This is a genomic window from Curvibacter cyanobacteriorum, assembly GCF_028649475.1.
GTDB classification, from domain to species: domain Bacteria; phylum Pseudomonadota; class Gammaproteobacteria; order Burkholderiales; family Burkholderiaceae_C; genus Curvibacter; species Curvibacter cyanobacteriorum.
Genome location: NZ_JAQSIP010000010.1, coordinates 56,931 through 83,279, shown reverse-complemented (window position 1 = coordinate 83,279; position 26,349 = coordinate 56,931). Strand labels below are relative to the sequence as shown.

Annotated in this window: 29 protein-coding genes; 17 read left to right on the top strand and 12 right to left on the bottom strand. The window is 66.7% G+C overall.

What is annotated here, in order from left to right:
• The first annotated feature begins 2 nt into the window (after positions 1-2).
• The 6 genes from PSQ40_RS18195 to PSQ40_RS18170 all read left to right on the top strand — a co-directional run bounded on the left by PSQ40_RS18195 (position 3) and on the right by PSQ40_RS18170 (position 4,908).
• The gene (locus PSQ40_RS18195) at positions 3-1,085 is read left to right on the top strand and encodes an ABC transporter permease subunit (RefSeq protein ID WP_273953308.1); all 1,083 of its coding nucleotides are present in this window, start codon (positions 3-5) and stop codon (positions 1,083-1,085) included.
• Positions 1,086-1,097: 12 nt separating this feature from the next.
• On the top strand, positions 1,098-1,868 hold the full coding sequence (locus PSQ40_RS18190) for an ABC transporter ATP-binding protein (protein WP_273953307.1): 771 nt from the start codon (positions 1,098-1,100) through the stop codon (positions 1,866-1,868).
• 18 nt (positions 1,869-1,886) lie between these two features.
• Positions 1,887-2,606: an ABC transporter ATP-binding protein gene (locus tag PSQ40_RS18185; protein ID WP_273953306.1), complete on the top strand. Its 720-nt coding sequence runs from the start codon at positions 1,887-1,889 to the stop codon at positions 2,604-2,606.
• Positions 2,607-2,759: 153 nt separating this feature from the next.
• Complete coding sequence (locus PSQ40_RS18180; protein ID WP_273953305.1) at positions 2,760-3,125, top strand: DMT family protein; 366 nt, start codon at positions 2,760-2,762, stop codon at positions 3,123-3,125.
• A 111-nt stretch (positions 3,126-3,236) separates the two neighbouring features.
• A complete protein-coding gene (locus tag PSQ40_RS18175; RefSeq protein WP_273953304.1) occupies positions 3,237-3,884 on the top strand; it encodes a DUF47 domain-containing protein in 648 nt (215 codons plus the stop codon).
• Positions 3,885-3,897: 13 nt separating this feature from the next.
• Positions 3,898-4,908: an inorganic phosphate transporter gene (locus PSQ40_RS18170; protein ID WP_273953303.1), complete on the top strand. Its 1,011-nt coding sequence runs from the start codon at positions 3,898-3,900 to the stop codon at positions 4,906-4,908.
• A gap of 167 nt (positions 4,909-5,075) precedes the next feature.
• Here PSQ40_RS18170 and PSQ40_RS18165 read toward each other — a convergent pair whose 3' ends face one another.
• The 4 genes from PSQ40_RS18165 to kynB all read right to left on the bottom strand — a co-directional run bounded on the left by PSQ40_RS18165 (position 5,076) and on the right by kynB (position 8,865).
• Complete coding sequence (locus PSQ40_RS18165) at positions 5,076-5,846, bottom strand: ParA family protein (protein WP_273953302.1); 771 nt, start codon at positions 5,844-5,846, stop codon at positions 5,076-5,078.
• Between the two features lie 112 nt (positions 5,847-5,958).
• Entirely contained in the window at positions 5,959-6,858 is a 900-nt protein-coding gene (kynA, locus tag PSQ40_RS18160) for a tryptophan 2,3-dioxygenase (RefSeq protein WP_273953301.1), read from the bottom strand.
• A gap of 3 nt (positions 6,859-6,861) precedes the next feature.
• On the bottom strand, positions 6,862-8,172 hold the full coding sequence (gene kynU, locus PSQ40_RS18155; protein ID WP_273953300.1) for a kynureninase: 1,311 nt from the start codon (positions 8,170-8,172) through the stop codon (positions 6,862-6,864).
• A 57-nt stretch (positions 8,173-8,229) separates the two neighbouring features.
• The gene (gene kynB / locus PSQ40_RS18150; RefSeq protein WP_273953299.1) at positions 8,230-8,865 is read right to left on the bottom strand and encodes an arylformamidase; all 636 of its coding nucleotides are present in this window, start codon (positions 8,863-8,865) and stop codon (positions 8,230-8,232) included.
• 109 nt (positions 8,866-8,974) lie between these two features.
• Between kynB and PSQ40_RS18145 the strand changes: the two genes are divergently transcribed.
• The 3 genes from PSQ40_RS18145 to PSQ40_RS18135 are packed head-to-tail and all read left to right on the top strand — an operon-like array spanning position 8,975 to position 11,453.
• Positions 8,975-9,286: a FeoA family protein gene (locus tag PSQ40_RS18145; protein ID WP_273953298.1), complete on the top strand. Its 312-nt coding sequence runs from the start codon at positions 8,975-8,977 to the stop codon at positions 9,284-9,286.
• A complete protein-coding gene (gene feoB / locus PSQ40_RS18140; protein ID WP_273953297.1) occupies positions 9,283-11,169 on the top strand; it encodes a ferrous iron transporter B in 1,887 nt (628 codons plus the stop codon). Before PSQ40_RS18145 ends, feoB begins: the two co-directional genes overlap by 4 nt.
• 2 nt (positions 11,170-11,171) lie before the next feature.
• Positions 11,172-11,453, top strand: coding sequence for a hypothetical protein (locus tag PSQ40_RS18135; RefSeq protein ID WP_273953296.1), 282 nt, complete (start codon positions 11,172-11,174; stop codon positions 11,451-11,453).
• Positions 11,454-11,568: 115 nt separating this feature from the next.
• On the opposite strand, the gene PSQ40_RS18130 is transcribed toward PSQ40_RS18135, so the two are convergent.
• The 3 genes from PSQ40_RS18130 to PSQ40_RS18120 are packed head-to-tail and all read right to left on the bottom strand — an operon-like array spanning position 11,569 to position 14,053.
• Entirely contained in the window at positions 11,569-11,901 is a 333-nt protein-coding gene (locus tag PSQ40_RS18130; RefSeq protein ID WP_273953295.1) for a YkgJ family cysteine cluster protein, read from the bottom strand.
• A 23-nt stretch (positions 11,902-11,924) separates the two neighbouring features.
• Positions 11,925-12,851, bottom strand: coding sequence for an ornithine carbamoyltransferase (gene argF, locus PSQ40_RS18125; protein WP_273953294.1), 927 nt, complete (start codon positions 12,849-12,851; stop codon positions 11,925-11,927).
• Positions 12,848-14,053 (bottom strand): aspartate aminotransferase family protein, encoded by a 1,206-nt coding sequence (locus tag PSQ40_RS18120; RefSeq protein ID WP_273953293.1) that lies wholly within the window; start codon positions 14,051-14,053, stop codon positions 12,848-12,850. The genes argF and PSQ40_RS18120 overlap by 4 nt, the downstream gene beginning before the upstream one ends.
• 225 nt (positions 14,054-14,278) lie before the next feature.
• Here PSQ40_RS18120 and PSQ40_RS18115 point away from each other — a divergent pair, with 225 nt between their 5' ends.
• The gene (locus tag PSQ40_RS18115) at positions 14,279-14,599 is read left to right on the top strand and encodes a DUF3579 domain-containing protein (protein WP_273953292.1); all 321 of its coding nucleotides are present in this window, start codon (positions 14,279-14,281) and stop codon (positions 14,597-14,599) included.
• A gap of 349 nt (positions 14,600-14,948) precedes the next feature.
• Here the strand turns inward: PSQ40_RS18115 and rpsT are convergent, their stop codons facing one another.
• A complete protein-coding gene (gene rpsT / locus PSQ40_RS18110; protein ID WP_273928711.1) occupies positions 14,949-15,248 on the bottom strand; it encodes a 30S ribosomal protein S20 in 300 nt (99 codons plus the stop codon).
• A 109-nt stretch (positions 15,249-15,357) separates the two neighbouring features.
• Between rpsT and murJ the strand changes: the two genes are divergently transcribed.
• Positions 15,358-16,923, top strand: coding sequence for a murein biosynthesis integral membrane protein MurJ (murJ, locus tag PSQ40_RS18105; RefSeq protein ID WP_273953291.1), 1,566 nt, complete (start codon positions 15,358-15,360; stop codon positions 16,921-16,923).
• Between the two features lie 55 nt (positions 16,924-16,978).
• Positions 16,979-17,830: a SirB1 family protein gene (locus PSQ40_RS18100; protein ID WP_273953290.1), complete on the top strand. Its 852-nt coding sequence runs from the start codon at positions 16,979-16,981 to the stop codon at positions 17,828-17,830.
• Between the two features lie 74 nt (positions 17,831-17,904).
• Here the strand turns inward: PSQ40_RS18100 and PSQ40_RS18095 are convergent, their stop codons facing one another.
• The 4 genes from PSQ40_RS18095 to purM form a co-directional block, all read right to left on the bottom strand.
• Positions 17,905-19,035: a GlxA family transcriptional regulator gene (locus tag PSQ40_RS18095; RefSeq protein WP_273953289.1), complete on the bottom strand. Its 1,131-nt coding sequence runs from the start codon at positions 19,033-19,035 to the stop codon at positions 17,905-17,907.
• Positions 19,014-19,676: a DJ-1/PfpI family protein gene (locus tag PSQ40_RS18090; RefSeq protein ID WP_273953288.1), complete on the bottom strand. Its 663-nt coding sequence runs from the start codon at positions 19,674-19,676 to the stop codon at positions 19,014-19,016. Before PSQ40_RS18090 ends, PSQ40_RS18095 begins: the two co-directional genes overlap by 22 nt.
• Entirely contained in the window at positions 19,673-20,239 is a 567-nt protein-coding gene (locus tag PSQ40_RS18085) for a cysteine hydrolase family protein (RefSeq protein WP_273953287.1), read from the bottom strand. Before PSQ40_RS18085 ends, PSQ40_RS18090 begins: the two co-directional genes overlap by 4 nt.
• A gap of 224 nt (positions 20,240-20,463) precedes the next feature.
• The gene (gene purM, locus PSQ40_RS18080) at positions 20,464-21,510 is read right to left on the bottom strand and encodes a phosphoribosylformylglycinamidine cyclo-ligase (protein WP_273953286.1); all 1,047 of its coding nucleotides are present in this window, start codon (positions 21,508-21,510) and stop codon (positions 20,464-20,466) included.
• A gap of 94 nt (positions 21,511-21,604) precedes the next feature.
• Here purM and PSQ40_RS18075 point away from each other — a divergent pair, with 94 nt between their 5' ends.
• Genes PSQ40_RS18075 through folK form a run of 5 tightly spaced genes read left to right on the top strand, consistent with a single transcriptional unit; the run spans position 21,605 to position 26,222 of the window.
• On the top strand, positions 21,605-22,675 hold the full coding sequence (locus tag PSQ40_RS18075) for an AI-2E family transporter (RefSeq protein ID WP_273953285.1): 1,071 nt from the start codon (positions 21,605-21,607) through the stop codon (positions 22,673-22,675).
• 14 nt (positions 22,676-22,689) lie between these two features.
• A complete protein-coding gene (gene hda, locus PSQ40_RS18070; RefSeq protein WP_273953378.1) occupies positions 22,690-23,376 on the top strand; it encodes a DnaA regulatory inactivator Hda in 687 nt (228 codons plus the stop codon).
• Positions 23,377-23,397: 21 nt separating this feature from the next.
• A complete protein-coding gene (locus tag PSQ40_RS18065; protein WP_273953284.1) occupies positions 23,398-24,087 on the top strand; it encodes a histidinol-phosphatase in 690 nt (229 codons plus the stop codon).
• Positions 24,084-25,685 carry a polynucleotide adenylyltransferase PcnB gene (pcnB, locus tag PSQ40_RS18060; RefSeq protein ID WP_273953283.1) on the top strand — a complete coding sequence of 534 codons (1,602 nt, stop codon included), beginning with the start codon at positions 24,084-24,086 and terminating at the stop codon, positions 25,683-25,685. The genes PSQ40_RS18065 and pcnB overlap by 4 nt, the downstream gene beginning before the upstream one ends.
• Positions 25,686-25,706: 21 nt before the next feature.
• Positions 25,707-26,222, top strand: a complete 516-nt coding sequence (folK, locus tag PSQ40_RS18055; protein WP_409338618.1) for a 2-amino-4-hydroxy-6-hydroxymethyldihydropteridine diphosphokinase — start codon at positions 25,707-25,709, stop codon at positions 26,220-26,222.
• The last annotated feature ends 127 nt before the right edge of the window (positions 26,223-26,349 follow it).

Genomic DNA, 26,349 nt, shown 5'->3' with positions numbered 1-26,349 from the left:
ACATGAATCAAGACAACAAGTTCCTGAAATACGCCGCCATGGGCGCCGGCTTGCTGGTGTTGCCCCTGGTGTTGCAATACTTCGGCAACGCCTGGGTGCGCATTGCCGACCTGGCTCTGCTGTACGTGATGCTGGCGCTGGGCCTGAATATCGTGGTGGGTTACGCCGGTCTGCTGGACCTGGGCTATGTGGCCTTCTACGCCGTGGGCGCCTACCTGTTCGGCCTGCTGGCCTCGCCCCAGTTGACCGACAACTTCGCGGCCATCGCGGCGATGTTCCCCAACGGTCTGCACACGCCATGGTGGGTCATCATCCCGGTGGGCGCGGTGGTGGCGGCCTTTGCGGGGGCCTTGCTGGGCGCGCCCACGCTGAAGCTGCGCGGCGACTACCTGGCCATCGTGACCCTGGGGTTCGGTGAGATCGTTCGTATCTTCATGAACAATCTCGACCACCCGATCAACATCACCAACGGTCCGAAGGGCCTGGGGCAGATCGACTCGATCAACTTCTTCGGTCTGGACCTGGCCAAGCGGCTGACGATTGGCGGTTTCGACATCAACTCGGTGACGCTGTACTACTACCTGTTCCTGGTGCTGGTGGTGCTGACCGTGATCATTTGCTACCGCCTGCAGGATTCGCGCATCGGCCGCGCCTGGATGGCCATCCGCGAAGACGAAATCGCGGCCAAGGCCATGGGCATCAACACCCGCAACCTGAAGCTGCTGGCTTTCGGCATGGGCGCCAGCTTTGGCGGCGTGTCGGGTGCCATGTTCGGTGCCTTCCAGGGCTTCGTGTCGCCCGAATCCTTCAGCCTGATGGAGTCGGTGATGATCGTGGCCATGGTGGTGTTGGGCGGCATTGGCCACATCCCGGGCGTGATCCTGGGCGCCGTGCTGCTGTCGGCCCTGCCGGAAGTGCTGCGCTACGTGGCGGGTCCCCTGCAAGCCATGACCGACGGCCGTCTGGATTCGGCCATCCTGCGCCAGTTGCTGATCGCTCTGGCCATGATCATCGTGATGCTGTTGCGTCCGCGCGGCCTGTGGCCAGCGCCTGAGCACGGCAAGTCGCTGCAGCAAGTTCGTTAAGGAGAGACACCCATGGCAGAAACCGTACTCAAGGTGTCCGGCATTTCCAAGCGTTTTGGCGGCCTGCAGGCCCTCAGCGACGTCGGCATCAGCATCGAACGTGGCCAGGTCTATGGCCTGATCGGCCCCAACGGCGCCGGCAAAACCACGTTCTTCAACGTCATCACGGGCCTGTACACGCCCGACAGCGGCAGTTTCGAGCTGGCAGGCAAGCCCTACCAACCGACGGCCGTGCACGAAGTGGCCAAGGCGGGCATTGCCCGCACGTTCCAGAACATCCGTTTGTTCGCTGAAATGACGGCGCTCGAAAACGTGATGGTGGGCCGCCACATCCGCACCCATTCGGGTCTGATGGGCGCCATCTTCCGCACCGCCAGTTTCAAGGCCGAGGAAGCCGCGATCGCCAAGCGCGCCCGCGAGCTGCTGGACTATGTGGGCATTGGCAAGTACGCCGACTTCAAGGCCCGTACCTTGTCCTATGGCGACCAGCGTCGCCTGGAAATCGCCCGTGCCCTGGCCACCGACCCGCAGCTGATTGCGCTGGACGAGCCGGCCGCTGGCATGAACGCGACCGAGAAGGTGCAACTGCGCGAGCTGATCGACCAGATCCGCCGCGACAACCGCACCATCTTGCTGATTGAACACGATGTGAAATTGGTCATGGGCCTGTGCGATCGCGTCACGGTGTTGGACTACGGCAAGCAGATTGCCGAAGGCAAGCCCGCCGACGTGCAGAAGAACGAGAAGGTGATCGAGGCCTACCTCGGCACCGGTGGCCACTGAGTTAGAAAGACATATCCCATGACAGCGAAAACGCTTCTGAAAGTCAGCGGCCTCAAGGTGTCCTACGGCGGCATCCAGGCCGTCAAGGGCGTGGACTTTGAAGTCCGCGAAGGCGAACTGGTGTCGCTGATCGGCTCCAACGGTGCCGGCAAGACCACCACCATGAAAGCCATCACCGGCGGCCTGGTGGCCAACGATGGCGACATCCAGTACTTGGACAAGTCCATCAAGGGCCAAGGCGCCTGGGACCTGGTCAAGCAGGGCCTGGTGATGGTGCCCGAAGGCCGCGGTGTGTTCACCCGCATGACCATCACGGAAAACCTCCAGATGGGCGCCTTCATCCGCTCCGACAAGGCCGGCATCCTGGAAGACATCGACAAGATGTTTGCCCTGTTCCCGCGCCTCAAGGAGCGCCGCGACCAGCTGGCCGGCACCATGTCGGGTGGCGAGCAGCAGATGTTGGCCATGGCCCGGGCGCTGATGTGCCAGCCCAAGGTGCTGTTGCTCGACGAGCCCTCGATGGGTCTGTCGCCCATCATGGTGGACAAGATCTTTGAAGTGGTCCGCGATGTGTCCGCCCAAGGCGTGACCATCGTGCTGGTGGAACAGAACGCCAGCCGTGCCCTGGCCATCGCCAGCCGTGGCTATGTGATGGAGTCCGGCCTGATCACCATGACTGGTCTGGGCAAGGACCTGCTGGTCGACCCCAAGGTGCGTGCCGCCTACCTGGGCGAATAAACCTCGCCCAGTGGGCCGCGCCCTGTGGGGGCGGCCCCCGAACCCCGCCGGGACAGCGCTTCGCTGCCCTCCCGAGCGGGGTTTTTTCATGCCTGCAGCGCCTGCCCGTCGGGTGGGCGGGTAGAGTGGGGGCCTTGCTTTGCGCGTTTGCCCATGTTTGCCTTCTTTCAAAACCTCCCGGTGCCGCTGCAGGCGGCCTTCCTGCTGACGCTCTCGAACGTCTTCATGACCTTCGCCTGGTACGGCCACCTGCGCAGCCTGGCCAGTTCACCCTGGTACGTGGCCGCCCTCATCAGCTGGGGCATTGCCCTGTTCGAGTACCTGCTGCAGGTGCCGGCCAACCGGATTGGCTTCACCCACTTCAATGTGGGGCAACTCAAGATCATGCAGGAGGTCATCACCCTGGCCGTTTTTGTGCCGTTTTCGGTCTTCTACCTGAACCAGCCCTTGAAGTTGGACTACCTCTGGGCGGGCCTGTGCATGGTGGGTGCCGTCTACTTCATTTTCAGGGGGGCTTGATCGCGAAGGCAGACCTTTGGCGGGTGTTGTTGGCCCGGGCGGTTAGAATGCAGGGCTTTGTCATCTTTTCGTCACATTGTGTGACTTTTTTTTCGCCTGCTAGGAGTCGCCATGCTGTTCGGCAAACTGTTGCCCCGTGAGGGCAATTTTTTCGAGATGTTCAACCAGCACGCCGAGCACATCGTCGAGGCGGCGCGAGCCTTCTCCCAACTGGTGGCCAACTACAACGATCCGCACCTGCGTGACAAGTACAACCAGGATGTGGACAACGCCGAACACGCGGCAGACCGGGTGACCCAAGAGGTTAACCGCCTGATCCACAAGACCTTCATCACCCCGATCGACCGCGAGCAGATCCACTCGCTGATCAACACCATGGACGACGTGGCCGACCTGATTCAGGACTCGGCAGAGACCATGGCCTTGTACGACGTGCGTGTGATGACCGAAGAAATCACCCGCCTGACCGACCTCAGCCTGAAGTGCTGCGAGCGCCTGCGCGATGCGGTCAAGCTGCTCGACAAGATCACCGACCAGCGCACCGCTGAAGCCGCGCTCAAGACCTGCGAAGAAATCGACCGCCTCGAGTCCGATGCCGACCGCGTGATGCGCTCGGCGATGAGCAAGCTGTTCCGCGAAGAACCCGATGTGCGTGAAGTCATCAAGCTCAAGGCCATCTACGAACTGCTCGAAACCATCACCGACAAGTGTGAGGATGTGGCCAACCTGATCGAGGGCATCGTCCTCGAGAACTCCTGATCCGGGGCGCAGCATGAGCAACGTTCAGGTGGCTTTGTGGGCCGTGATGGTCCTGGTGGCCATGGCCCTGGTGTTCGACTTCATGAACGGGTTTCATGATGCGGCCAACTCGATTGCCACGGTGGTCTCCACCGGGGTGTTGAAGCCCGGCCAGGCGGTGGTGTTCGCGGCCTTCTTCAACTTCATTGCGATCTTCATCTTCCACCTCAGTGTGGCCGCCACCGTGGGCAAGGGCATCGCTCAGCCCGGGGTGGTGGACATCCATGTGGTGTTCGGGGCCCTCACAGGGGCCATCGTCTGGAACCTGATCACCTGGTACTACGGCATCCCGAGCAGCTCGTCGCACGCGCTGATCGGCGGCATCGTGGGCGCGGTGATCGCCAAGGCCGGGGCCGGCGCGCTGCTGCCGGCCGGTATCTTGCGCACCGTGCTGTTCATCTTTGTGTCGCCGTTCCTGGGTTTTGTGCTCGGCTCGCTGATGATGGTGCTGGTGGCCTGGATCTGCCGACGCACCCGCCCGTCCAAGGTGGACCGCTGGTTCCGCCGCCTGCAGTTGGTGTCGGCCGGGGCGTACAGCCTGGGCCACGGCGGCAACGACGCGCAAAAGACCATCGGCATCATCTGGATGCTGCTGATCGCCACCGGCTACGCGCCCGTGGACGGCAGTGCACCACCAAGCTGGACCATCATCTGCTGCTACGCGGCCATCGGCCTGGGCACCATGTTCGGTGGCTGGCGCATCGTCAAGACCATGGGCCAGAAGATCACCAAGCTCAAGCCCGTGGGCGGTTTCTGTGCCGAAACCGGTGGGGCCTTGACGCTGTTCATCGCCACCATGATGGGCGTGCCCGTGTCGACCACCCACACCATCACCGGCGCCATCGTGGGCGTGGGCTCGGTGCAGCGTGCCAGTGCGGTGCGCTGGGGCGTGGCCGGCAACATCGTCTGGGCCTGGGTTTTGACCATTCCGGCGTCGGCTTTCGTGGCCGCTGTCGGCTACTGGATCAGCTTCCAGCTGTTCTGAACCCGACCGCGGGCCCCCGGCCCGCCCGACCCTGATCTGCACACCCTGTGCCGTCCCGTGCGAAGCGAGGCGGCCAGGGTGTTGTGCTTTGTGCGTGGCCCCGCGGGGCGCACCCAGGCTGGCGGGAATGCGCCGGCACCGACCGCCCCGCGCTCAGGCGGGCACGTTCATTCGCCTTGCAGGGCGTCAAACAGGGCGACGAACTCCTGCGTCAGCTTGTGGCGGGGGTCCAAATGGATCATGGGGCAGGCGCGTTCGTGCGATTCTTTGATCTTCACGCTGGCGCTGAGGTAGGGCTCCAGCACCGGCAGGCCTTCATCGACCAGCTCTTGCACCGTGCGCTTGGGCAGGGCCGCGCGGGGCTGAAACTGGTTGACGACGATGCCCTCCACCTCGAGGGCGCTGTTGTGGTCGGCCTGGATTTCTTTCACGCTGTCCAGCAGGCCGTACAGGGCGCGGCGCGAGAAGTCATCGCAATCAAAGGGGATCAGGCAGGACTGGGCCGCGATCAGCGCTGAGCGGGTGTAGAAGTTCAGCGCCGGCGGGGTGTCGATCCAGACCAGGTCGTAGGCGTCGTCCAGTTCGTTCAAGGCGTCGCGCAGCTTGTAGATCTTGTAGCGGCTTTCCAGCTTGCTGTGCAGCTCTTCGAGCTGCGGGCTGGCGGCCATCACATGCAGATGCTCCCAGGGCGATTCGACAATGAACTCGCTGGTCGCTGGGTTGCGCAGGGTGAACTTGAGCGTGGTGTCAAAGAACTCGGCCGCCCCAGCCGGGCCTTGTTCGATCGCGTCGCCCAGCAGGTAGCGGCTTGAATTGCCCTGGGCGTCGAGGTCGACGACCAGGGTCCGCAGACCGCGGGCCGCGCCGATGGCGGCCAGGTTGCTGGTGATGGTGGACTTGCCGACCCCGCCCTTTTGATTGAACACAACGCGTCGCATACCCTGTTTCCGTGCAGTTGCAATGCAGCTATTGTGCACTGCAGCATAAGTGCGTGGGCTGCTTTTTGTGCGCCAGGGCGGGGCGACCGAGCGCCGACAGTCGACCTGCGGCTCAGAGTTGGGTGCGCAGGCTCCAGATTTCGGGGAACAGCACCACGTCGAGCATCTTGCGCAGGTAGCTCACGCCGCCGGTGCCGCCGGTGCCGCGCTTGAAGCCGATCACACGCTCCACCGTGGTCACATGGCGGAAGCGCCACAGACGGAAGGCGTCTTCGAGGTCGGTCAGTTCCTCGCCGAGCTGGTACAGGTCCCAATGGGCCTGCGGGTCGCGGTAAACCTGCAGCCAGGCCTGTTCGACCTCGGCGCTGGCGGTGTAGGGTTGGGTCCAGTCGCGCTCGGTGTGGCTGCTGGGCACCACCAGGCCGCGGCGGGCCAGCAGGCGCAGCGACTGGTCGTACAAGGAAGGCGCCTGGTAGCGCGCCTGCACCTGGGCCAGCAGGTCGGGGCGGTGCGCGTGGGGCTTGAGCATGGCCGCATTCTTGTTGCCCAGCGCGAACTCGATGCAGCGGTACTGGTAGCTTTGAAAGCCGCTGGAGCTGACCAGGTAGGGCCGGATGGCGCTGTATTCGGGCGGCGTCATGGTGGCCAGCACGTCCCAGGCGTGCACCAGCTGTTCCATGATCTTGCTGACCCGGGCCAGCATCTTGAAGGCGGTGGGCAACTGGTCCAGCGCCACATGCTCAATCGCTGCGCCCAGTTCGTGCAGCATGAGTTTCATCCACAGCTCGCTGGTCTGGTGCTGCACGATGAAGAGCATCTCGTTGTGGTCGGGCGAGCGCGGGTGTTGCGCGCTCAGGATCTGGTCGAGCTGCAGGTAGTCGCCATAGCTCATGGACTGGCTGAAGTCGAGTTGGGCCTTCTCTTCGACCACGATGCGGGCCGTGTCCTGCGGGGTCGGGCTGGCCGCAGCGGTCGCTTCGGTGCCAGAGGCGGTGGGGTGGAAAGGGCACATGGCTCAGGTCACTGCGTGGGTTTGGTTGAATTCAGGGGCTTGCCAGGCACCGGTGCTCAGCACCTCGCGCAGTTGTTCGACCGCGTGCCAGACGTCGGCGTAGCCGATGTACAGCGGGGTGAAGCCAAAGCGCAGGATGTCGGGGTGGGCCGCGCCGTCGCCGCGTCGGAAGTCGCCGATCACGCCGCGCGCGATCAGCGCCTGCACGATGGCGTAGGCGCCCGAGGGGCCGCTCGGCTCGGCCGGGTTGATGCGCGTCAGGCTGACCTGCGAGCCCCGCTCGGCGTGGGCGCGCGGCGTGGCCAGGCCCAGGCCGTGGCCAGCGCAGCGGGCCTCGACCAGTTCAATGAACAGGTCGGTCAAGGCCAGCGACTTGGCGCGCAGCGCGGCCATGCCGCCCAGCGCATCGGCCGCGTGCAGGGTGTCCAAGCCGCATTCGAGCGCGGCCAGGCTGAGGATGGGCTGGGTGCCGCACAGGTAGCGGGCAATGCCCTCCGCGGGTTGGTAGTCGGGCGTGAAGGCAAAGGGCGCGGCATGGCCCCACCAGCCCGACAGCGGCTGCCAGAAGCGGCTGGCGTGGCGCGGGTGGGCCCAGACAAAGGCCGGGGCACCGGGGCCGCCGTTGAGGTATTTGTAGCCGCAGCCAATCGCAAAGTCAGCCTCTGCACCTTGCAGGTCGACCGGCACGGCGCCAGCGCTGTGCGCCAGGTCCCACACGGTCAGGGCGCCGGCGGCGTGGGCGGCGGCGGTCACGGCGGCCATGTCCAGCATGGCGCCGGTGCGGTAGTTGACGTGGGTCAGCATCAGCACGGCGACCTGCTCGTCCAGGGCGCCCAACACTTCCTCGGGCTCGACCAGCACCAGCTCCAGACCCCGTTCACGCGCCAGCGATTCGGCGATGTACAGGTCGGTCGGGAAGTTGCTGCGCTCGCTGACGATGCGCTTTCGCTGCGGGGCGTCTTCGCGCGCGATGTTGAGCGCGGCCGAGAGCACCTTGTACAGGTTGATCGAGGTGCTGTCGGTGCACACCAGCTGGTTCGGGCCGGCGCCCACCAGTGGGGCCAGTTGGTTGCCCAGGCGCTGCGGCAGGTCGAACCAGCCGGCGCTGTTCCAGCTGCGGATCAGGCCGTCGCCCCATTCGCCGGTGACCACTTGGGCGACGCGGGCCGGGGTGGCGGCGGGCAGCACGCCCAGCGAGTTGCCGTCGAGGTAGATCACGCCTTCAGGCAGTTGGAACAGCTGCTTCAAATCGCGCAGGGGGTCTTGCGCATCCAGCGCCAGGCAGTCCTGCAGGGTCGGTGGGGTGGTGGTCATGGTGGTGTCTCTTGAAAGGGCTGGGCAATGCAAAAAAAAGGGGGCGGCCGGTGGGCATCAGCGCGGGCGGCGCAACACGGCGCGCACCGGCGAGGCGTCGGCCGTGATCAATTTGAGCGGCAGGGCGATGAGTTCGTAATCGCCCTCGGGCACGGCGTCGAGCAGCAGGTTTTCCAGCACGCGCAGGCCACGCCGGCGGATCACCTGGTGGCTGTCCAGCGTCTTGCTGTCGGCCGGGTCGATGCTGGCGCTGTCGATGCCGACCAGCTGCACGCCCAGGTCGGCCAGGCGCTCCAGCACCTCGGGCGCATAGGCCGGCAGATCGGGGTCCCAGCGGGTGGGGCTTTGCGCGTAAGTGCGCACCAACACGCGCGCAGGCAGATCGACCAAGGCGTGTTCGATGTCGCGCCATTGCACCAGCGGGCGCGCTTGGCAGGCATGGATCACGCGGCAGGGGCCCAGGAAAGGGGCCAGGTCGAGCAGTCCAACGGGCGCGCCCTCGGGGTCGTAGTGCAGGGGGGCATCGGCGTGCGCGCCGACATGGGGCGACAGTGTGAGGGTGGCCACATTGACCGGGCACTCGGGCGTGATGCGGGCGTTCCAGTGTTGCTGGTAGGGCGTGTCGCCCGGAAAGACCGGTGCGTCGGCGTGGAGTGGGGGGGAAATGTCCCAGAGATCCCAGAGCTTTGTCATGGGGCGTGAAGTTAATGGCCTTGAAGACCTCGTGGTGTCGGTTTTTTACAACGAGATGGCAATTTTGCGAGCCGCTAGAATAAGAATTGTTTTCATTCAAAAGGCAGCTGTGCCAAGCGCTTCCCACTCCCTAGCTTCCCGACCTGGTGCTGATCTGGGTCTGCATGAACTGCCCCTGCGCACCGAGGCCTGGGTGTCGCGCTTGGACACCCGCAATGCGCCACAAGACCACGACCTGCTGCTGCGCCTGCTTGAAATCGGCTTTCTGCCAGGCGAGCCGGTGAAGGTGATTGCCAAGGGCTTCCCGTCGGCCGACCCCATCGCCGTGCGGGTGGGGCACACCACGTTTGCCTTGCGCCACCACGAGGCCGCTTTGGTCCGCGTGAGCGCCACCGCGCCTCAGGCCGGAGGTGCTGCATGAGCGCGGCCGAGGCCCTGACCCGCCCGGTGCGGGCCGCCCTGCTGGGCAACCCCAACTGCGGCAAGACCGCCCTGTTCAACCTGCTCACGGGCAGCCGCCAGAAGGTGGCCAACTACGCGGGCGTGACGGTCGAGCGCAAAGAGGGCGCCTTGCACACCGCTGGCGGGCGCCGCGTCGTGGTGCTGGACCTGCCCGGGGCCTACAGCCTGAACGCGCTGAGCGCCGACGAGGCCGTGACGCGCGACATCGTCACCGGCCACCGCCCCGGGGAGCCCCTGCCGGACCTGTTGGTCTGCGTGGCTGACGCGACCAACCTGCAGCTCAACCTGCGCCTGGTGCTGGAAGCCAAGGCCCTGGGCCTGCCCATGGTGCTGGCCCTGAACATGAGCGACGCAGCGCGCCGCGAGGGCATCGTGATTGACCGCGAGGTGCTGTCGCGCGAGCTGGGCCTGCCCGTGCTCGAGACCGTGGGCGTGCGCCACGATGGCGCACGCGAGTTGCTCGCCTACCTCGATCAATGGCAGGCCGCGGGCGCGGCCGATCGCGCCCACACCCCGTGGCAGCCGCCGCATTTTGACGAGGTCACCGCCACCCAGCTGGAGGTGCGCCGGATCCTGCGCCTCGCGGTGCAGGCGCGGCGTGACAGCCTGCGCGGCGACGACGCGATCGACGGCGTTGTGCTGCACCCGCTGTGGGGCATGTTGATCCTGGCGTTCACGCTGTTCATGATGTTCCAGGCGGTGTTCAGCTGGGCCACGGTGCCCATGGACGCCATCAAGGGCGGGGTGGAGGCGCTGGCCGAACTGGTGCGCGAACACCTGCCCGAGGGCGTGCTGCAAAGCCTGATCACCGACGGTGTGCTCGCGGGCGCCGGGGGCGTGCTGGTGTTCTTGCCGCAGATCCTGATCCTGTTCTTCTTCATCCTGGTGCTCGAGGACTCGGGCTACTTGCCGCGCGCGGCGTTCCTGCTGGACCGCGTGATGGGCACCGTGGGCCTGTCGGGGCGGTCTTTCATTCCGCTGCTGTCGAGCTTTGCCTGCGCCATTCCGGGCGTCATGGCGACCCGCACCATCACCCACTGGCGCGACCGCCTGGTGACCATCATGATCGCGCCGCTGATGACCTGCTCGGCCCGGCTGCCGGTGTACGCCCTGCTGATCAGCGCCTTCATTCCCGAGCGCACGGTGGCCGGGGTGTTCAATTTGCAGGGCCTGGTGATGTTCGGCTTGTACGCCGGCGGCATCCTGGGCGCCATGGCCGTGGCCGCGGTGTTCAAGCTGTGGCGCGGCAAGGTGGGGCCCACCCCGCTGGTGATGGAGTTGCCCGCCTACCGGGTGCCTGGTGTGCGCAACCTGATGCTGGGCCTGATGGAGCGCGCGATGATCTTCATCAAGCGCGTGGGCAGCATCATCCTCGCCCTGATGATCCTGCTGTGGTTCCTGTCCACCTTCCCGGGCCCGCCCGAGGGCGCCACCGGGCCTGCCATCCAGTACAGCCTGGCCGGGCAATTGGGCCAGGCCCTGGAGTGGGTGTTTGCCCCGATCGGTTTCAATTGGCAAATCGCCATCGCCCTGGTGCCCGGCCTGGCCGCCCGCGAGGTCGCGGTGGGGGCCTTGGGCACGGTGTATGCCCTGTCGGCCAGCGGTGACGATGTGGCCGCAGCGCTGGGGCCCCTGATCGCCCACAGCTGGTCGCTGGCCACGGCCCTGTCGCTGCTGGTCTGGTATGTGTTTGCGCCGCAGTGCATCTCCACCCTGGCGGCTGTGCGCCGCGAGACCAACAGCTGGCGCTATGTGGCCTTGATGGCCGGGTACCTGTTTGCCCTGGCCTACGGGGCCAGCTGGCTCACCTACCGCGTCGCGTCGTGGCTGGGGGGGGCTTGAACATGTGGCAGCACTTTCTGGTCGGGGGCGTGGTGATGGTCGCTGGTGGCTACGCGTTCTGGTACTGGATGCCGGCCGCCTGGCGCCGCCCGCTGGGCCGCCTGCAAAAGGGCCTCGGTGAGGCGCCGGGCTGCAGCGCCTGCAGCGATTGCACTGGGTGTGCGGCACCGGCCAAGACGCTGGCCAAGTTGTCCCAGTCGCCCCAGTCGCTTCAGTCGCTCCACTCGGGTGACCCGGGAGACCCGCGCGAGCGGGCGCCGGTCTGGATGCGCCCCGGCCGCTGAAAAGCACGGGGCCGGTCAGCCGGCCGCAGGGGGGAGGGCGACCGCTGGCCGCGGGGGGCAGGGCGCCCGCTGGCCGCCGGGCGGTGGGGCCTGCGCCCGCGCCCGCGCACAGGCCTCAGACGATGCGGTCGCCCACGGCCTCGGCGTAGGGCGGCAGGCCATGCCGGGCGCGGGCTTTTTCGCAGCCGTAATCGCCGGGTTCGAGTTCATGGCAGGGCGAGGGGCGCCACTCGTAGATGCCGCAGCCCACGCGCTGGCCGATCTGGCCGGTCAGCGCCGCGCAGCGGATCGGGACGTGGTCGGTGCCCCGCATGCGGCAGGTGCTGCCGTTGACCTCGACCGCCAGGCCAGACGGCACCTTGCCGCCCGCGTCGTCGAGCTCATAGACTGAAAAATCAACCCGGTAGGAGGCGCAGCAGGCGCCACAGCTCAGGCAGGGATGGGTCATGGGCGGATCGACGCGGCAGGGCCTCAGGCCACGCGGCCCAGCAGCAGGAATTCCATCAAAGCCTTCTGCACGTGCATGCGGTTCTCGGCTTCGTCCCAGACCACCGATTGCGGGCCATCGATGACGTCGGCTTCCACTTCCTCGCCGCGGTGCGCGGGCAGGCAGTGCATGAACAGGGCGTCCGGGCGGGCGACCTTCATCATCTCGGTGTCCACGCACCAGTCGGCAAAGGCCGCACGGCGGGCTTCGTTCTCGGCCTCGTAGCCCATGCTGGTCCAGACGTCAGTGGTCACCAGGTCGGCATCGCGGCAGGCTTCCATGGGGTTGGCAAAGACCTTGAAGCAGTCTTGCTGGCGCACGCCGGCCACCGCCTCGTTGACTTCGTAGCCGCTGGGGGTGCTGACGTGCACCTTGAAGTCCAGCAACTCGGCCGCCTGCAGCCAGGTGTTGGCCATGTTGTTGCCGTCACCCACCCAGGCCACCGTCTTGCCCTGGATCGAGCCGCGGTGCTCGATGTAGGTGAAGATGTCGGCCAGGATCTGGCAGGGGTGGAACTCGTTGGTCAGGCCGTTGATGACCGGCACGCGCGAATGCTCGGCAAAGCGCTCGATCTTGTCCTGGCCGTAGGTGCGGATCATCACCAGGTCAACCATGCGGCTGATGACCTTGGCGCTGTCCTCGATCGGTTCGGCCCGGCCCAGCTGGCTGTCGCCGGTGGTCAGGTGCACGACCGAGCCCCCGAGCTGGTACATGCCGGCTTCAAAGCTCACCCGGGTGCGGGTGCTGGCCTTCTCGAAGATCATCGCCAGCGTGCGGTCGGCCAGCGGGTGGTACTTCTCGTAGGCCTTGAACTTCTTCTTGATGACGGCCGCGCGTTGCAGCACATGGGCGTATTCGTCGGCCGTCAGGTCATTGAATTGCAGGTAGTGGCGCAGGGGCGTGGGACTCATTGCTTGGACTCCGACAAAAAGGCCTTCACCAGCGGGGCCAGGATGGCCACGATCTGGTCGGCTTCCTCGGCGCTGAGGATCAGCGGCGGCACCAGACGGATCACGCTGTCGGCGGTCACGCTCAGCAGCAGACCGGCGTCGGCCGCGCGCTGGGTCAGCACGCCGCAGGGGCGGTCGAGGTCGATGCCCAGCATCAGGCCTTGGCCGCGGATTTCCTTCACGCCGGGCACACTGCCCAGCTCGCGCTGCAGGGCTGCGCGCAGGTGTTCACCCACCTGGGCGGCGTTGGCCAGCAGGCCGTCTTCTTCCATGATGCGGATGGTTTCCACCCCGGCGCGCATGGCCAGCGGGTTGCCGCCAAAAGTGGTGCCGTGGTTGCCCGGCTGGAAGATGCCGGCCGCCTTGGGGCCTGCGACCACCGCGCCGATCGGCACGCCCGAGCCCAGGCCCTTGGCCAGGGGCATCACGTCGGGCACGATGCCAGCCCATTGGTGGGCAAACCACTTGCCGGTGCGGCCCATGCCGCACTGCACTTCGTCAATCATCATGAGCCAGTCGCGCTCGTCGCACAGCGCGCGCACCTGGCGCAGGTAGTCCAGGTGCATGGCGTTGATGCCGCCTTCGCCCTGGATGGTTTCAAAGAACACGGCCACCACATTGGGGTTGCCGGCGGTGGCCTGCTTGAGGGCCTCGATGTTGTTGACCGGGACGCGGATGAAGCCCTCCACCAGGGGGCCAAATCCCTTTTGGATTTTTTCGTTGCCGGTGGCCGACAGGGTGGCGATCGAGCGGCCATGGAAGGCTTTCTCGTAGACCACGATCTCGGGGCGCTCGATGCCCTTGTCATGGCCGAACTTGCGCGCCAGCTTGAGCGCGGCTTCGTTGGCTTCCAGGCCGGTCGAGCAGAAGAACACATTGCTCATGCCCGAGAACTCGACCAGTTTCTTGGCCAGTTCTTCCTGGCCCGGCACGTGGTAGTAATTGCAGCAGTGGATGAGCTTGGCGATCTGGTCCTGCAGGGCGGGCACCAGCTTGGGGTGGTTGTGGCCCAGGGTGTTGACCGCGATGCCACCCAGGCCGTCGAGGTACTTGCGCCCGTTCACGTCCCAGACCCAGGCGCCTTGGCCATGCGACATGGCGATCGGCAGTCGGCCGTAGGTGTTCATTACGTGGGGCGAAGAGGCCTCAATCAAAGCGGTCATGCTGTACTCCAAAACAGGGCTTATAGGTCCATGGCGACGGGGTTCAGCGAGAATCGTTCCGCTGAAACGTAATTTTAGGCGCAGCGCGGTGATGCTTTTTTGACCATTTCGCATTACAGCAATGCATGTCGCCTGATGGTTTTTAGTCTTATATAAGATAGAATACTGCTGCCCGACCGAGGGTGTCCCACCCCCGGTTTGACCCACCCCCAAAGCGCACATCCCATGGTTTCTGATTCCGCCAAAGAAGTCTTCATCCAGGGCCTCACCCAAGATGGCAAGACCTTCCGGCCCAGCGATTGGGCGGAGCGCCTGGCGGGCGTGATGAGCCAATTTCGCCCCGGCGGCGCCCAGCCGGGCAGCCACCTGAGCTACTCGCCCTGGTGCATTCCCACCACCCTCAATGGGGTCAAATGCGTGGTGGTGCACCGCGATCTGCGCGACCACGAGCCCATGGCCTGGGACTTTGCCCTCAATTTCGCCCGTGACAACCACCTGCAGGTGGTCGAGGCCTGTCTGGTGCCCGACGCCCCCAAGAAGCCCTGAGTCGGCTGGCCGCCAGCCTCCGGCGTGGTGGCGGGCGCACGGTGCCCGCGGGGCACGGAGCATTTCACCCTTTGACCAGGCTTGAGACCGGCACCGGCGCTGGTGTCCGAATCTGCACCTGAATCCGAGCCTGCGCGCCCGCTTGTTTTGGCGCGCCTGGGGCTTGTTCGACGCTGCGTCGGCGTCGCACCTTTGGCGGGGTGGTCGAGGGGATGGCGGGCTGATGGTCCCAACGACAGGCAACAAAAAACCGCCCGAAGGCGGTTTTTGCTTTGCTGACAGCGCACCCGTTACAAACGGCGGGTCAAAGGGCTTGCGCTTCTTTCACCCGGGCTGTTTGCCTGAAAGATCAGGCGGCGAGGGCCAGGGCCTTGACCTTGGCAGCCAGGCGGCTCTTGTCGCGAGCGGCCTTGTTCTTGTGGAAGATGCCCTTGTCGGACACGATGTCGACCACGCTCTGGGCCTTGGCGAAGGCTTCAGCAGCTTTGGTCTTGTCACCGGCTGCGACCGCCTTTTCGACGTTCTTCACAGCGGTGCGGTATTTGGAGCGCAGGGACGTGTTGGCTGCGTTCAGCTTCACGTCTTGGCGTGCGCGCTTGCGGCCGGAGGCCAGGCGCGGGTTCTTTTTCTTGGGCTTGGTAGATGCCATTTTTAATTCCTTGTGTGTTTGGAGATGTTGCCAGCAAAGCCCGCGATTCTAACCCAAGTGCGCTGCTGGGCCTAGAGGGCCTGTCACAGACAGCGAATACACTGCACGGGTGTCACTCTTCAAAGCCGCCTCCACCGTCTCCTTGTTCACCCTGGCTTCGCGCGTCACCGGGCTGGTGCGCGAGCTGTTGATGGCCTCTGCGTTTGGCGCCAGCGCCATGACCGATGCCTTCAATGTGGCTTTCCGGATTCCCAACCTTTTTCGTCGGTTTTTTGCCGAAGGGGCCTTCAGCCAGGCCTTCATCCCGGCCTTGGCCGCCAGCAAGGAGCAGCACGGCGAAGAAGCCACCCGCCTGGTCATCGACCGCGTTGCCACGGTATTGGCCTGGGCGCTGGTGCTGACCTGTGTGCTGGGCGTGCTGGGGGCCCCGTGGATGGTCTGGGCCATGGCCAGCGGCCTGCAGCAGGACCCCGAAGGCTATGACGCCGCGGTGTTCATGACGCGCTGGATGTTCCCCTACATCGGCTTCATGTCGATGGTCGCCTTGTCGGCCGGCGTGCTCAACACCTGGCGGCGTTTTGCCGTGCCGGCCGCCACCCCGGTGCTGCTGAACCTGTCGATGATCCTCGCCGCCTGGCAGGGGGCCCCCTGGCTGGCGCGCCTCAACATTGAACCCATTTTTGCCATGGTCGGCGGCGTGATGCTGGGCGGCCTGTTGCAGTTGCTGCTGCAGGTGCCGGTGCTGGCCCGCCTGGGCCTGCTGCCGCGCATTGGTTTGAGCTGGGGCCGCGTGCGCCAGGCCTGGGCGGACCCCGCCACCCAGCAGGTGGTGGGTCTGATGTTGCCCGCCTTGCTCGGTGTGGGCGTGGCGCAGATCTCGATGATGATCAACACCCAGATCGCCTCGCACCTGGCGCCCGGCAGCGTGAGCTGGATCACCTACGCCGACCGCCTGATGGAGTTCCCCACCGCCATGCTGGGCGTGGCCCTGGGCGTGGTGCTGATGCCGCAACTGGCCGCCGCCCGCAGCAAGAAGGACACCGCCGCCTATTCCGACCTGCTGGACTGGGGCTTGCGCCTGGTGGTGCTGATGTCGGTGCCCAGCGCGGTGGCGCTGCTGACCTTTGCCAAGCCGCTGGTGGCCACGCTCTACCACTACGGCCAGTTCTCCGAGCGCGATGTGTTGCAGACCACCACCGCCCTGATGGGCTGGGGCGTGGGCTTGATTGGCGTGGTGGCCATCAAGGTGCTGGCGCCCGGCTACTTTGCCAACCAGGACACCCGCACGCCAGTCAAGATCGCCTTGGTGGTGCTGTGCCTGACCCAGGTGCTCAACTATGGCTTGGTGCCGTACTTCCAGCACGCGGCCCTGACCTTGTCGATTGGCCTGGGCGCCCTGATCAATGCCACCTGGCTGCTGATCGGCCTGGTGCGCCGCGGTTCGTACCGGCCGTTGCCTGGGTGGAGCCTGTTCTTGCTGCAGGTGGTGGCCGGCAGTGCCATGTTGGCCATCTTTTTGATGTGGGCGGCCAATGAATTTGCCTGGGTGGCGCTGCGCGAACAACCTTGGCACCGCGTGGGCCTGCTGGCCGCGCTGCTGCTGGGCTCGGTGCTGATTTACTTTGGCGCCCTGTGGGCGGCCGGCGTCAAGCTGCGGCAGCTGCTGCGCCGCTAGGCCGCTGGCAGGGTTTTGGCTTGACGCTCCCCGGGGCACTCGTTAAAAACCAGTGATGGGTTTCTCCTTTTCCTTGCCGACGCCGCTGGGCTACTTCAGCACCCTGGTGCAGTCCGATGTCCACTTTCCGCTGCTCGAGGCCGCGGCCAGCGTGGCCCAGGACGATGAGCCCGAACTCGACGTGCAGCAGGTGCTGGGTGACCTGGACCAGCTGCAAGCCCGCCTGGGGCGGCGCCTCAAGGCGGGCGCCTCGTCGCTCCAGAAGCTGCAAACCCTCAACCAGTTTTTCTATCACGACCTGGGTTTTGGCGGCAACCTCAACAACTACTACGACCCCGACAACAGCTACCTCAACGCGGTCCTGCGCACGCGGCGGGGCATTCCAGTGTCGCTGGCCATCCTCTGGCTCGAGCTGGCGCAAGGCCTGGGCCTGAAGGCGCAGGGCGTGGGGTTTCCGGGGCACTTCCTCATCAAGGTCAACCTCGCGGGCGGGCAGGTGGTGCTGGACCCGATCAATGGCCAGTCGTTGGGCAAAGAGGCCCTGTCGGAGCGCCTGGAGCCGTTTCGCCACCGCAGCGGTCTGGTCGATGATTTCGAGGCCCCTTTGGGCCTGTACCTGCAAGCCACACCGCCGCGCGACATCCTGGCCCGGCTGCTGCGCAACCTCAAAGAGATCCACCGTTCGCAGCAGGACTGGGCCCGCATGGTGGCGGTGCAAGACCGCCTCATCGTGTTGCAGCCCCAGGTCTGGGCCGAGTACCGCGACCGCGGCCTGGCGCACGCCGAACAGGGCCGTGATGAGCTGGCCGAGCGCGACCTCAAAACCTACCTCGAACACGCCCACGACGCGGTGGACCTGGGCTTGGTGGCGGTGCGCCTGGCCGAGCTGCGCAGCGCCCGCCCCTGAGGCACCGGCGTCTGCCTGGCCTCAGCGCTCCGGTGTGGTCGCCAAGCGTGGGCGGGCCTCAATGGGGGCGGAGGTCAATGCGGGGCGGCGCGGCGCGTCCATTGCGACGGCGCACCAGCGCGCCCCAGGTCACGCCAGGTGCGGCGCAACTGGGTGTCCGAGCTGAAGCCCGCCATCGCGGCCGCCTGGGTCACGTTGAGCCCCGCTTGCAAGGCGGTTTCGGCCACCGCCAGCCGCAATTGGCGCACATAGTCCAGTGGCGCGATGCCTGCGTGCTCGGTGAACAGGCGACCCAGGTGGCGCGCTGAGGTGTGGGCCACCTCGGCCATGCGGGGCACGCTCCAGTCGCGCTGGGGCTCCTGGCTCACCGCGTCCTGCACCCGGTGCAGGGCGGGGTGCAGGTGGTCGCGGTGGTGCAGGAACGGCGACAGTTCCGGCGCCTGCGGTCCCCGGCGCCAGCCCATCACCAGGGTCTGGGCCACCTGGGCGGCCAGCGCCGGGCCGCAGTGCTGGGCAATGCGGTGCAGGAACAGGTCGATGCCGGTGGTCACCCCGGCGCTGGTGCTGACCGGGTTGTCCAGCACAAAGACCCGGTTCTGCACCACCTCGCAGGCCGGGTCGGCGGCCCGCAGTTCATCGAGGTGCTGGTGGTGGGTGGTGACGCGGTGGCCGCTGAGCAGGCCCGCATGGGCCGCGATGACGGCGCCGGCGCAAACGCACAGCAGCTCCAGCCGCCCGGCCTGCAGGCGCAGACCGCGCAGCCAGTGCAGCACCGCGCGGCCCTCGGGGTGGTCCAGCGCCACGGTGCGGCCCGGCTGACCCACCACCACGACCCAGTCGCAGTCGACGCCGGGCGAGGGCTGCGATGGATGCGCGTCAGCGACCGCGGCGGCCTGGGCGGCCTCGGCAGTCGCCCCCCGCGGCCCCAGTTCGGGCAGTGGTGCGAGCCCACTGATGTGGGCCCCTACCGAACTGCGGGTGTGCGGGCTTGGGCCCACAAAGTGCAGCTCGAACACCGCAGGCAGGCCCTGGGCCAGGCGGGCCTGGTTGGCGATGCGCAGCGCCTCGGCCGGGCCCGCCCAGTCCAGGATCAGGCTGTCGGGCAGCAGCACAAAATGCACGGCGATCCGGGGCGCTGCCGCCGCCAGGAGGGGCCCCCCGTCGGGCACCCTGGGCGGCGCGTTCAGGCGGGGTGGCGCAGCCATCGGTAGTCCATTTGGCGGGCGGTGCGCTCGGCCAGGGCGAGCGAGCCCAGGCGTGCCACCAGGTGCAGGCTCATGTCGATGCCTGCGCTGATGCCGGCCGAGGTGACCAGGCGCCCCTGGTCCACCCAGCGCACCCCTTCCTGCACCGTCAACGCCGGGTACTGCCGGCGCAGGTCGGCGACGTCCTCCCAGTGGGTGGTCACGGTCTGGTCGTGCAGCACCCCGGCCGCGGCCAGGATGAAGGCCCCGGTGCAGACCGAGGCGGTGACTTGGGCGTGTTCGGCCGCGCTGCGCACCCAGGCCAGGGTGGCGGGGCTGCGCAGTGCCGCGTCCACCACCCCACCGGGCACCACCAGCAGGTCGGGGTGCGGGCATTGGGCCAGTTCGTGGCTGGGCAGCAGGGTCATGCCGGCGCGGGCGCGCACGGGCTGGCGGCTGGCGCCCACGCACAGCACCTGCCAGTGGGCCGGGCTGTCTGCGGGCGGTGGCTGGCCCGCCTCGGAGGCCATGCGGGCGGCCATGCGGGCCGCGGTCGTGAAGACCTCGTAAGGGCCGGCCAGGTCCAGTGCCTCGACCTCGTCAAAAGCCAGGATGGCGATCTGCAGCGGGCGCTGAGCGCCCGGGGGCGGCACGGGGCTCATGCGGCAGCCTGGGCGCGGGCCAGGGCCTCGCTGACGCTGCACAGGGTGGCAAAGCGGCCTTGCAGCACGGTGCCGGTGCGCAGCGCGATGTCGGCGGCGCTCAGGGTGCTGCCATCGGGTTGGGTCATGGCCCAGGTCAGCGTGGCTTCGGTGACGAAGTCGACTTGCCAGCCCAGGTCCGAGGCATGGCGCGTGGTGGTCTCGCAGCACTGCTCGGTGCGGATGCCGCTGACGATCAGGCGCTGGATGCCGTTGCGGGTCAGCCAGACATCGACCCCGGTGCCGACCAGCGCGCTGTGGCGGCGCTTGGTGAAGGTGGCCGTGGCTTCGAAGTCCGCCAGACCTTGCAGCGGGCGCACCTGGCCCGACACCTGGGAGAACGGGTTGTCGGCCACTTCGGGGCCGTCGCTGTGGAAGACCCGCAGCACCGGCAGCTTGTGGGCGATGGCGCCCTCGATCAGGGCGTTTTGCGCGGCCAGGTAGGCCGGCAGGTCCTGTTCGGTGAAGAAGGGGCGGTGGCGAAACGATTCCTGCACATCAATCACGATCAGGGCGGTGCTCATTTTCAGACTCCATCAGGATTAGGGATGGCTTGAATTTTCCGCATTTCTGCGGATGTTGCCGCACGGTGTGGGACAGGTGCCGATCATTTTCGGACATCTTTGAGGGATGGCGAGCCGGCGCTTGCCGCGGCCGCGCTCAGGCCAAAAAAAAGCCAGCCCGATGGGCTGGCGTGGGGCGCGGCCGCGGCCCTGGGGCAGGGCGGCCACGCGGGGTGGGGTCGGACTCAGGCCACGACCACGGCGGCACCGTCGCCGCGCGGGGCGATGGCCCCGATGGTGTAGACGGTTTCACCGGCCGCGCGCAGCGTGGCGGCGGTGGCTTCGGCGTCTGCCGCATCGACCACCACGACCATGCCGATGCCGTTGTTGAAGGTGCGGTTCATCTCGATGTCGTCAATGCCGGCCACTTTTTGCAGCCAGGCGAACAGCTCGGTCTGGGGCCAGCTGCCCTTTTGCAGGTGGGCAGCGGTGCCTTCGGGCAGCACGCGCGGGATGTTCTCGAGCAGGCCGCCACCGGTGATGTGGGCCAGGGCCTTGATCGGGTGTTGGGCCAGCGCTTGCAGCACCGGCTTCACGTACAGGCGGGTGGGCGCCATGATGGCTTGCTTGAACGGTTGGCCGTCCAGGGTGGCGGGCAGGTCGGCGCCCGCGCGCTCGATCACCTTGCGCACCAGGCTGAAACCGTTCGAGTGCACGCCCGCCGAAGCCAGGCCCAGCACCACGTCGCCGGCCTTCACGTTTTGGCCGGTCAGGATCTTCGACTTTTCCACGGCGCCGACGGCAAAGCCCGCCAGGTCGTATTCACCGTCGGGGTACATGCCGGGCATCTCGGCAGTTTCACCGCCGATCAGGGCGCAGCCCGACAGCTCGCAACCACGGGCAATGCCGCCCACCACCGCCGCGGCGGTGTCCACATGCAGCTTGCCGCAGGCAAAGTAGTCCAGGAAGAACAGCGGCTCAGCGCCTTGCACCAGCACGTCGTTGACGCTCATGGCCACCAGGTCGATGCCCACGGTGTCGTGCATGTTCCACTCGAAGGCCAGCTTGAGCTTGGTGCCCACGCCGTCCGTGCCGCTGACCAGCACCGGTTCTTGGTAGCGCTTGGGCACTTCGAACAAAGCACCAAAGCCGCCGATGCCGGCCAAAACCCCTTCGCGCATGGTTTTCTTGGCCAGCGGCTTGATGCGCTCGACCAAGGCGTCGCCGGCGTCGATGTCAACGCCAGCGTCTTTGTAGGACAGGGGAGTGGAGGAAGATGTGGAGGAGCTCATTTGAATGGACGGCACGGACAGGCGTGCACGGCGACTAGAATTTACGGTGATTTTAAGGGCTGACCCGAAGCGGGCGTCCGCAACCTCTTCATTGATGCATTTTTCCACCACTCAAAAACGCGCTGCCACCTGGGCGGCCATGGGCGTCGGGCTGCTGTTGCTGCTGTCGCTGCTCAAGCCTGTGCTGGCCCCCTTTGTGGTGGCCGCGGTGCTGGCTTACGCGCTCACGCCGATGGTCAACTGGCTCGACGACCTGGGCCGGGGCCGCTTGCCGCGGGTGGCCGCGGTGTTGATCGTCGAGGTGGTGTTTTTGATTGCGGTGCTGAGCCTGGTCACCCTGCTGGTGCCCATCCTGGCCAAGGAACTGCCCCTGATGCGTGAACAGGTGCCCCTGCTGCTGGACCGCCTGAACGACCTGATCAAGCCCCTGGCCGCGCAGTTCGGCTTCAAGCTGATGCTCGACATGGGCTCACTCAAGACCCTGGTGCTGAAATACCTCAACACCAATGCCGAGGACATGGCCGCTTCGGTGCTGTCCTCGCTCAAGCTGGGCGGCAGCGTGGCCCTGGCGGTGCTGGGCAACGCGGTGTTGATTCCGGTGGCGCTGTTCTACCTGTTGATGGACTGGAACCGCTTCGTCAGCCTCTTTGTCGAGCTGGTGCCGCCGCGCCTGCGCGAGGGCTACGACAGCTTTGTCAACGAAGCTGATGGCGTGCTGGGCCAGTACCTGCGCGGTCAGCTGCTGGTGATGCTGTTGCTGGCGGTGTTCTACAGCGTCGGGCTGGCCCTGTTTGGGCTGGAGCTGGCGGTGCCGATTGGCATCTTCACGGGCCTCGCCGTGTTCGTGCCTTACCTGGGTTTCGGCCTCGGGCTGGTGATGGCGCTGGTGTCGGGCTTTTTGCAGTTTGCCTCGCTCAAGGCCCTGCTGATGGTGGCCGTGGTTTACGGCCTGGGGCAGTTTGTCGAGAGCTTCATCCTGACGCCGCGCCTGGTCGGTGAGCGCATTGGCCTGCACCCGCTGGTGGTGATTTTTGCCTTGCTGGCCTTTGGCCAGGTGCTGGGCTTTGTCGGCGTGCTGATCGCGCTGCCGGCCAGCGCCGTGCTCCTGGTGGCCATCCGGCGCGTGCGGGCCGGTTACCTGGGCAGCCGCCTGTACACCGGTTGAGGCCTGGCATGCTCATGAAACAACTGGCCCTCGACATCGGTCTGGCGTCCGGCCCCACCTTGGATCGTTTTTTCGCCGGCCCCAACGAAGCCGCGCTGCGCCACCTGGAGATCTGGGCCGGCGACGGCAGCAGCCAGGACCTGCGCTCGCCGGTGCCCACCTACCTGTGGGGCGACAGCGGCTGTGGCAAGACCTATTTGCTCAAGGCCGTGCAGGCGGCGCTGCGCGACCACGGCGCCCGCGTGGGCTGGATGGACGCCAGCATGCACGAGCCCCCCGAGTACGAAGAAAGCTGGGCTGCTGTGTTGATGGACGAGGTGCACCTCTACACCGCGACCCAGCAGCACATGGCGTTCAACTGGTTCGTCAACGCCCACGCGCACCAGCGCTGGGTGCTGGCCGCCGGCGAGCTGCCCCCGGCCGACCTCAAGCTGCGCGAAGACCTGCGCACCCGCCTGGGCTGGGGCCATGTGTTCCACCTGCAGCTGCTCAGCGAGCCCGAGCGGCGCGCCGTGCTGCGGCAGGAGGCCGATGCCCGTGGCATCTTCCTCAGTGACGAGGTGATGGATTTCATGCTGAACCGCTTCTCGCGCGACCTCGGCAGCCTGATGCAACTGATCGACCAGCTCGACGGCTTTGCCCTGCGCACCCAGCGTGCCATCACCATTCCCCTCATCAAGGCCATGCTCGAATCCGAGTGAGCAGGCCGTTACCTGTTTGTCATGTCTTCCTCTCCCTTGAAACTGGCGCTGTTCGACCTCGATCACACCCTGCTGCCGATCGACTCCGACTACGCCTGGGGCCAGTTCACCACCCGCATTGGCTGGACCGATGCGGTCGAGTTCGCGCGCCGCAACGACGAGTTTTTTGCCCACTACCAAGCGGGCACGCTGAACGTGCACGACTACGTGCGCTTTGCGATTGACGCGGTGCGCCGCCAGGGGCCCGAGAAGGCCGCCGAGGCGCATCAGCAGTTCATGCGCGAGGTGATCGAGCCCGTCATCACCGAGTCCGCCCTGGCCCTGCTGCGGCGCCACCAGGCCGCAGGCGACACCGTGATCATCATCACCGCCACCAACGAGTTCGTGACCCGCCCGATCGCCCGCGCGCTGGGCGTCAGCGAGCTGATTGCGGTGCAGTTGCAGCGCGACGCGCAGGGCTGGTTCACCGGCGAAATCGACGGCATTCCCTCCATGCGCGAGGGCAAGGTGCTGCGCATGGAACAATGGCTGGCTGCGCGCCAGCTGGACTGGTCGCAAGTCGAGAGCACTTTCTACAGCGATTCCACCAACGATGTGCCGCTGCTGGAGAAGGTGAATCACCCCGTGGCCACCAACCCTGACGAGCGCCTGCGAGCCCTGGCCCAGAGCCGCGCCTGGCCCATCCTGGACCTGTTTACAAAAACAACATGATCAAGAAGTTCATCGACAAATTGCTGGGCAAAGCCTCGGCCCCTGCCGCCAAGGGCAGCAAGCCCAAGTTCGGCAAGCGCGAGGAAGTGCCTTTCAGCGTGCACGGCATCAACCCCGAGCTGGTCGACCGCCGCGCCAACGACGTGGTGCGCACCCTGCAGGACGCGGGTTACGAGGCCTACATCGTCGGCGGTGCGGTGCGTGATTTGCTGCTGGGGCTGCGCCCCAAAGATTTTGACGTCGCCACCAACGCCACCCCGGAGCAGGTCAAGGGCCTGTTCCGGCGCGCCTTCATCATCGGCAAGCGCTTCCGCATCGTGCACGTGGTCCATGGGCGCGGGCGCGAGCACGAGGTGATCGAGGTGTCCACCTTCCGTGCCTACCTGGACAACACCGCGGTCGAGCAGCAGGTCAGTGGCAACGAGCGTACCAGCAAGCACGCGCTGGCCGGCATGACCCACGCCGTGGACGCCAGTGGCCGCGTGCTGCGCGACAACGTCTGGGGCCCGCAGGAGGAAGACGCGGTGCGCCGTGACTTCACGATCAACGCCATGTACTACGACCCTGAAACCCAGGTCGTGGTGGACTACCACAAGGGCATCCAGGACGCCAAGAAAAAGGTCTTGCGCATGATCGGCGACCCCGCCACGCGCTACCGCGAAGACCCGGTGCGCATCATCCGCGCGGTGCGTTTTGCGGCCAAGCTCAGCCCGCTGGGCTTTGAGCTCGAACCCAAGACGGCGGCGCCGCTGGTGGCCTCGCAGTCCTTGCTGGCCGATGTGCCGCAAAGCCGCTTGTTCGACGAAATGCTCAAGCTGCTGCAAACCGGGCACGCGCTGGCGACCATCGCCACGCTCAAGAAACTGGGCCTCTCGCGGGGCATCTACCCGCTGCTCGATGTGGTGGTGGAGCGCGCAGATTCGCCCTTTGTCACCGCCGCCCTGCAAGACACCGACCGCCGCGTGAACGAAGGCAAGCCGGTGGCGCCCAGCTTCTTGCTGGCCACCGTCTTGTGGCAGGACGTGCGCGAGGGCTGGGAGCAGCGCCTGGCCCAACGCCAGCACCCGTTCCCGGCTTTGCAAGAGGCCATTGACGAGGTGTTCAGCGCCCGCATTGGCGACGTCTCGGGCCGTGGCAAGCTGGCCGCCGACATGCGCGAGATCTGGGTCATGCAACCGCGCTTTGAGAAGCGCGTCGGCAGCACGCCCTACGGCCTGGTCGAGCAAGCCCGCTTCCGCGCCGGTTTTGACTTCATGCGCCTGCGCGCTGACGTCGGTGAGGTCGATGAAGCCCTGGCCGAGTGGTGGGAAGAATTCAGCACCGGGGACGACAACACCCGCGAAGACCTGCTGGACCAAGCCCGCGAAGAGCAAAAAGCCCGCCAAAAGGCCCAGGCCCCCAGCGTGCGCCGCGCGCCGCGCAAAGACCCCGCCGACGTCCCGCCGCGCGGTGAAGGCGCCGCGGTGGACGCCCCTGGCGCTCCCGCCCCCGAGGGCGGGGCCGAAGGCCAGGCCGCACCCAAGAAGCGCCGCCGCCGCCGCAAGCCCAGTGGCGACCGCGCCGCCGCGCCGCCGGCCAGTGACGCCGGTCCGGGCTGATTGGCTTTGTCGGGGGTGTTTTTGACGGCTTGGGACCCCGCCGCGCCGCTGGGCCGGCCCGAGGCCGTGCCCGACGCGCCGGTGACGGCCTACATCGGCATCGGTGGCAACCTGGGCGATGCCCGGGCCACGGTCGAGCGCGCGCTGCGCGCGCTGGCCACCCAACTGCCGGGCTGCCAGGGCCTGCGCGCCTCGTCGCTGTACCGCAGTGCCCCGGTGGACGCGGGCGGCCCCGACTTTGTGAACGCGGTCGCGGCGCTGCAGACCACGCTGTCGCCACTGGCCTTGCTGCACGCCTTGCAGGCCTTGGAGCAGGCCGAGGGACGCGAGCGCCCCTACCGCAATGCACCCCGCACGTTGGACCTGGACGTGTTGATGTACGGCGCGCTGCGCCTGGACAGCCCCGAACTGACCGTGCCCCACCCCCGCTGCCACGAGCGCGCTTTTGTGCTGTTGCCGCTGGCCGAGCTGTGGCCCGAGGGGGTCCGCCCCGATGCCCTGGCCGCCGTCGCGGACCAGCGCATCGAACGGCTTTGAGGTCTGCCTGACGCGCCCTGCCGGGCCGGCCGTGGCCCTGGGCCCGGTGGCGTGACCTGCCAGACCGGGCGGCGCCCTGGTCGCCAGCCGCCATCGGGCACCTTGGCGCGTGGCGGGCCGGTGGCGC